A 5,175-nucleotide genomic window follows, 5' to 3' on the forward strand; every position below is an offset into this window, starting at 1 on the left:
GGCCGGGCGCCCCCCGCTCACTGCCGGCGGGTCAGGCGTAGACGCCGAACTCGTACATCGAGTAGCCGTAGGCGGTGCCGCGCTGGGTCATGTTGACCCGGACGTAGCGGCCGCTGCCGTTGACGTCGATGTCCTCGATGCCGCCGGTGCCGTTGGCCTGGGTGTAGACGGTCGTCCAGTTGGTGCCGTCGTTGGAGGTCTGGATCTGGTACGCCTTGCCGTACGCGGACTCCCAGCCGAGTTGCACGTGCTTGAACGAGGTGTTCTGGCCCAGGTCGACCTGGAGCCACTGCGGGTCGGCCCACTCGCTGGCCCACCGGGTGGACCAGTTGCCGTCGGTGGTGTTGGACGGCGGGTAGGGGGCGCCGTTGCCGACGGCCTGGTAGGTCGAGGCGGTGGTGGTCTTGCCCTTGGCGACGTTGGTGCCGCTGGGGACGGGGGCGACGGTGCGGAAGGACTTGGACTCGATGCCGACGTTGCCGTGGCCGTCGTAGGCGTAGACGTAGACCTTCCAGACGCCCAGGGTCTTGGGCGCGGTGACGGTGAACTGGCCGTCCCCGGTCTGGGTGAAGCGGACCTGGCTGAAGCCGGTGCCGCCGTCCACGTACTTGGAGCTGTAGTAGAGCTGGTAGCGGACCAGGTCGCCGTCGGGGTCGGTGGCGGGCGAGCTGATGGTGAAGGTGCCGCCGGCCGGGACGTCGGAAGTCTTGCTCAGGGTGACGTTCGGCATCACCGGCGGGGTGTTGCCGTCCTTGGCGCTGCCGCCGTAGGACTTGGCGACGGAGTAGTACGCGGGCTGCTTCCAGCCGCCGGGGATCAGGTTGAACCAGGTGCCGCCGAAGTCGTTCTCGGTGCCGTAGTTGAAGATGGTGGCGCCGAGCGCGACGCCGGTGTGGCCGGAGATGCAGTTCCAGGCCCTGGTGTAGCCGTCCCGCTTCTGGGTGTCGGTGGGCTGGGTCGGGACGCCGTTGGCGTCGTTCGGGACCTCCCACTCGCCGTCGTCGCCGGACTCGGTGACGATGTACGGCTTGGTGTAGCCGCCGTTGATCCAGTCCTGCTTGACGTTGCAGACCGCGCCGTAGGAGTTGACGGCCAGCAGGTCGAGGCTGGGGGCGTACTGCTTGTAGTACGGCCAGGCGCCGGTGTAGGCGTCGGTCGAGGTGACCGGGTGGTCGGGGTCGATGGCGTGGATGGCCTGGGCGACCTGCTCGACGAACTTGGCGTAGGCGACGCGCTCCTGCTCCACCGTGGCGCCGTTGTAGGCGTGGTCCTGGGTGGTGAGGATGACCTCGTTGCCGACGTCCCACATCAGCACGCCGGGGTGGTCCTTGTAGGTGGTCACCCACTGCTTGATGGAGTCGAGGGTGCTGTTCTTGTAGGCGGTGTCGTTGACGTAGTCGGCGCCCTGGTTGAGCCAGAAGCCGTTGACCACCTTGAGCCCGTACGCGGCGGCGGCGTCCAGCAGCGGCTTGCTGGCCGCGTCGGTGCCCCAGGTGCGCAGGGTGTTGACGCCCATCGCCTTCAGGTCGCGCATGTGCGCGTCGGCGGTGGACTGGGCGGGGCCCCAGGTGACGCCCTTGAGCTGGTAGGGCTGGCCGTTGACGCTCAGGCCCCAGTTGCCCTGGCCGCCGGTGACCTTGACGGTGCTCTTGCCGGTGGGGACGGGCGGGTCGGTGAGCGCCGCGGGGGCGGTGCCGGTGGTGGTGGCGACGGTGACGGTGCCGATGGACAGCGCGCCGCCGGAGGTGGTGGTGGCGCTGGGCGTGGTGCAGCCGCAGACGCTGTCGGGGAAGGAGCCGCCGATGGCGAGGTTGAAGACCAGCTTGAAGCCGTGGTCGACGGCGTTCTTCCAGTCGGTGGTGCCGACCTGGGACTCGTTGACCTGCCAGATCTGCCGGCCGTCGAGGTACCAGCGGATCTGCTCGTCGCTGACGGTGCGGTCGATGACCTGGCTGTAGGTGTGGTAGTCGCTCTGGCAGCCGGGGCAGGAGGCGAGTCCGCTGGTCATGCCGTTGTACTCGTTGCAGTTGCCGCCGGGGGCGGTGCCGCAGTGCAGGGTGGCGGAGGTCTGGCTGCGGCCGTTGACGTCCTCGAGGATGTCGGTCTCGCCGGTGCCCGGCCAGCCGCCGCTGCGGTCGTTCGCTCCGATGGTGCGGAAGGACGGCCAGTAGCCGGTGCTGTCGGCGACGCCGGGCTGCTTGATCTGCGCGGAGATCAGCAGCTGTCCGCCGGCGGGGGCGGCGAAGTCGCCGCGCTTGCTCTCCACCCGGCCGGAGGTCCAGTTGCCGGCGCCGTCGCGGACGGCGGTCAGGTTGAGGTGGCCGTTGCCGTCGACGGCGACGTTGGCGGGGTTGGCGGTGTCGTTCTGGATCTCGCCGGTGCCCCAGTTGGCGGCGCCGCCGGGCTCCGAGGTGCCGGTGCGCACCGTCCAGTTGTCGGCGGAGGGGGCGCTGCCGGAGCCGCCGGCGAAGTTGTCGCTGAAGATCGTGTTCCAGTTGCCGGGCGGGGTGGTGCCGGTGGGGCTGCCGCTCGGGCTGGGGCTGGGGCTGGTGCTCGGGCCGGAGCTGCTGCCGCCGCCGGTGAAGACCTGGAACTCCCAGACGGAGTACCCGTAGCCGGTGGCCCGGGCGGTGCCGTACAGCCGGACGTAGCGGGCGGTGCCGGTGAAGTCCTGCTTCTCGGTGCCGCCGGCGCCGTTGGCGGTGCTCCAGGCGTCGTTCCAGGTGGTGCCGTCGGTGGACAGCTGGATCCGGTACGCCTTGGCGTACGCGTTCTCCCAGGTGACCGAGGTGCCGCAGACGCTCTGCGCGGAGCCGAGGTCGACCTGCAGCCACTGCGGGTCGGCGGCGGCCGAGGACCAGCGGGTGTTCGCGTCGCCGTCCACCGCGTTGGACGCGGGGGTGCCGTAGTTCTCGGTGCTGGAGGCGGTGGCGGTCTTGCCCTTGGCCGCGTTCGCGGTGGTGCAGCCCTGGTCGACGCCGCCGGTGGCGCCGTAGACCTGGAACTCCCAGAGCGAGTAGCCGTAGCCGGTGGCCCGGGCGGTGCCGTTCATCCGCACGTAGCGGGCGGTGCCGGTGACCGGGACGGTCTCGGTGCCGCCGGCGCCGTTGGCGGTGGTGTAGGCGGTGCTCCAGGTGGTGCCGTCGGTGGACAGCTGGATCTGGTAGCCCTTGGCGTAGGCCGCCTCCCACTTGAGGGTGACGGAGCTGAGTGCGGCGGGCGCGCCGAGGTCGACCTGCAGCCACTGCGGGTCGGAAGCCGCCGAGGACCAGCGGGTTCCGGTGTCGCCGTCCACGGCGTTGGACGCGGGGGTGCCGTAGTTCTCGGTGCTGGAGGCGGTGGCGGTCTTGCCCTGCGAGAGCAGGACGGGGGCGGCCTGGGCCCGGGTGGCGGGCAGCAGCAGGACCAGCGCGGCGACCAGGGCGGCGGCGAGCGCGGCGGCCAGGGCGCGGGCGGGCGGTGCGGAAGCGGTCGGCCGCGACAGCGGCCGGGGGGTGCGCAGGGGCGGGGCGGGCATCGGGGCTCCCGATCGGGTGGGGTGGGGGCGGCACCGTTGAGGGCCGGTGCCCGGATCAGGGAGAGCGCTCTCTCGTTATGCCTGTGATGGTTGCCCCGTTGTTTCATCCGTGTCAAGAGCGGCGGCAACCCGTTCGTCGGCGAAACTTCGCCAAAGCCCAGGTGTGGCCGCAATTTTCTGCATCCCAACCCCTTGACGGGAGGTAGCCGGAGCGGCCAAGCTCCGGATGCCACCCGGGAGAGCGCTCTCCCAACGAGCGGTTCCCGGGTCTCATCACGCCATCCCCCGCGAGGAGCCGACCCATGCCCGTTTCCCTGCCCCGCACCGGCCCGAGAGGCCGCCTGCTCGCCAGCTCGGCGCTGCTGGTGCTGGCCCTGACCGCCGTGACCTCCTGCTCCAGCAGCGGTGGCGGCGCGTCCGCGGACGAGGACCCGAACGCCAAGATCACCCTCACCGTGAACCTGTTCTCCGACTTCGGCTACGCGGACCTCTACAAGGAGTACGAGCAGGCGCACCCGAACATCACCATCAAGGAGAACCGCGCCGACATGGGCGCGCACCACCAGAACCTGCACGCCCACCTGCTGGCCGGCTCCGGCACCGCCGACATCGAGGCGATCGAGATCGGGCAGGTCGCGGGCTTCCAGCCGGAGGCCGGCAAGTTCCTCAACTTCCTGGACAACGGCGTCAGCAAGGACCAGTGGGTGCCGTCCAAGACCGCCCCCGCCTCCAGCCCGGACGGCAAGGTGCTGTTCGGCCTGGGCACCGACATGGGCGGCATGGCGCTGTGCTACCGCAGCGACCTGTTCCAGGCCGCCGGCCTGCCCACCGACCGCGAGGCGGTCGCCGCGCTGATGAAGGACTGGCCGTCCTACCTGGCCGCCGGCAAGCAGTTCCTGGCCAACAGCCCGAACAAGGACGCCCGCTGGTTCGACAGCGGCGGCAACCTGTTCAGCGCGATCCTGGCCCAGGCCCCGCAGGGCGTCTACGACGCCGACGGCAAGGTCGTGGTCACCAGCAACCCGGCCGTCAAGCAGTCCTTCGACCTGGTGGCCGGCGCCATCAAGGACGGCGAGTCGGCGGGCATCCAGGCGTTCACCCCCGCCTGGGACACCGGCTTCCAGAAGAGCCAGTTCGCCACCGTGGCCTGCCCGGCCTGGATGAGCTACGAGTTCAAGGCCAACCCGCCCACCGACGGCGGCAAGTGGGACATCGCCCGGATCCCCGGCGGCGGCGGCAACTGGGGCGGCTCCTACCTGAGCGTCCCGAAGTCCGGCAAGCACACCAAGGCCGCCGCCGAGCTGGCCAAGTGGCTCACCGCCCCCGAGCAGGAGGCCCGCCTGTTCAAGGAGAAGGGCTACTTCCCCTCCGACCAGGCGCTGTGGACCCAGCCCGACATCGCCGAGCACACCGACCCGCTGTTCAACAACGCCCCGACCGGCAAGATCTTCTCCCAGTCGGCCCGCGACCTGAACCCGCAGCCGCTCGGCGCGCACGGCGCGGAGATCGGCACCGCCCTCGGCAACGCGCTGACCTCGATCGAGCAGGGCAAGGCCGACCCGGACGGCGCCTGGAAGCAGGCCCTCAAGGACGTCGACAACATCGTCAACTGACGGCCCGCCCCCCGAAACCCGCGGTGCCGGTGCGGACCTGACGCC

General features: G+C 70.7%; 2 protein-coding genes. One reads left to right on the plus strand and one right to left on the minus strand.

The features are described 5' to 3' along the window. Nucleotides 1-31: 31 nt before the first annotated feature. On the minus strand, nt 32-3,517 hold the full coding sequence (locus ACFUEL_RS34600) for a discoidin domain-containing protein (RefSeq protein ID WP_380241358.1): 3,486 nt from the start codon (nt 3,515-3,517) through the stop codon (nt 32-34). 302 nt (nt 3,518-3,819) lie between these two features. Between ACFUEL_RS34600 and ACFUEL_RS34605 the strand changes: the two genes are divergently transcribed. Next, entirely contained in the window at nt 3,820-5,130 is a 1,311-nt protein-coding gene (locus ACFUEL_RS34605; RefSeq protein WP_380241360.1) for an extracellular solute-binding protein, read from the plus strand. Nucleotides 5,131-5,175: the final 45 nt, after the last annotated feature.

The organism is Kitasatospora sp. NPDC057198, assembly GCF_042670125.1.
In the GTDB taxonomy this organism is placed as follows: Bacteria; Actinomycetota; Actinomycetes; order Streptomycetales; family Streptomycetaceae; genus Kitasatospora.

Excerpts from the sequence above, each read along its gene's own strand:
- ACFUEL_RS34605 (WP_380241360.1), top strand. The coding sequence starts at position 3,820 with ATGCCCGTTTCCCTGCCCCGCACCGGCCCGAGAGGCCGCCTGCTCGCC.
- ACFUEL_RS34600 (WP_380241358.1), bottom strand. The coding sequence starts at position 3,517 with ATGCCCGCCCCGCCCCTGCGCACCCCCCGGCCGCTGTCGCGGCCGACC.